The sequence below is a fragment of the Caballeronia sp. INML2 genome (genome assembly GCF_023631365.1).
Lineage (GTDB): Bacteria > Pseudomonadota > Gammaproteobacteria > Burkholderiales > Burkholderiaceae > Caballeronia > Caballeronia turbans.
In genome coordinates, this window is the sequence record NZ_JALQDH010000195.1 from 1 (window position 1) to 928 (window position 928).

A 928-nucleotide genomic window follows, 5' to 3' on the forward strand; every position below is an offset into this window, starting at 1 on the left:
AGGTCCGTGCCTTTGGGCAGATACTGGCGCAGCAGCCCGTTGGTGTTCTCACAGGTGCCGCGTTGCCAGGGACTGTGCGGGTCGCAGAAGTACACGTTCACGCCGGTTGAGGCGGTCAGTTCCTTATGCCGCGACATTTCTTTGCCCTGGTCGTAGGTAAAGCTCTGCCGCAGTGGCGCGACAATCGAATTGAGTTTGGCAGAGAAGCCCGCCAGCGCGGACGCGGCGGTGGCATCTTCCATCCTGGCAAGCAGCACCAGGCGGCTGGTCCGTTCGACCAGAACGCCGACTGCGGACTGGTTGCCGGCACCTTTGATGAGATCGCCTTCCCAGTGTCCAGGCAGCAGTCGGTCTTCGATTTCAGGCGGTCGCACATGAATGCTGACCATGTCGGGAATCTGTCCGCGCCGGTCAATGCCCCGTGTGCGCGGCATGCGCGTGCTGTGGCCGTGGCGCAAGCACGCAATGAGCTGACGGCGCAGTTCGCCACGCGGCTGGGCATAGATGGCCGTGTAGATGGTTTCGTGTGAAACCTGCTGGGTCGGGTCGGTCCGATACATTCGCTTCAGTGTGCCCGATATCTGCTGGGGCGACCATTTCCACTCGAGCAGAGTGAGAACGACACGCCAGCAGACGCCTTGCAGGCAAAGCTTTGCGGGCCGGCGCCCCGCGCTGCGGCGCGCGGCCCTGAGCGTTTCAGCCGGCACCGACGCGTAGCCGGCAGGACAGCTGTTTCGCGTCAGTTCACGACTCACGGTGGCCGGCGAGCGCCCGAGTATCCGGGCCATGGCCCGGATACTCGAACCCTGCAGATGCAGGCTTGCAATGGTCAGGCGCTCTTCTGGTTGCAGTTGCTTGTACTGGGTTCTTTCGTTCATCGCAACACCTTATATGAGACAGGTGTTGCACTTCAGATTTGAGGCCGCCG

Annotated in this window: 1 protein-coding gene; it reads right to left on the minus strand. The window is 62.3% G+C overall.

Going from position 1 to position 928, the window contains the following annotated elements:
- Positions 1–878, minus strand: an 878-nt coding sequence (locus NCT32_RS36945; RefSeq protein ID WP_250491557.1) for an IS30 family transposase, incomplete at its 3' end; no start/stop codon positions are given.
- Positions 879–928 lie beyond the last annotated feature (50 nt).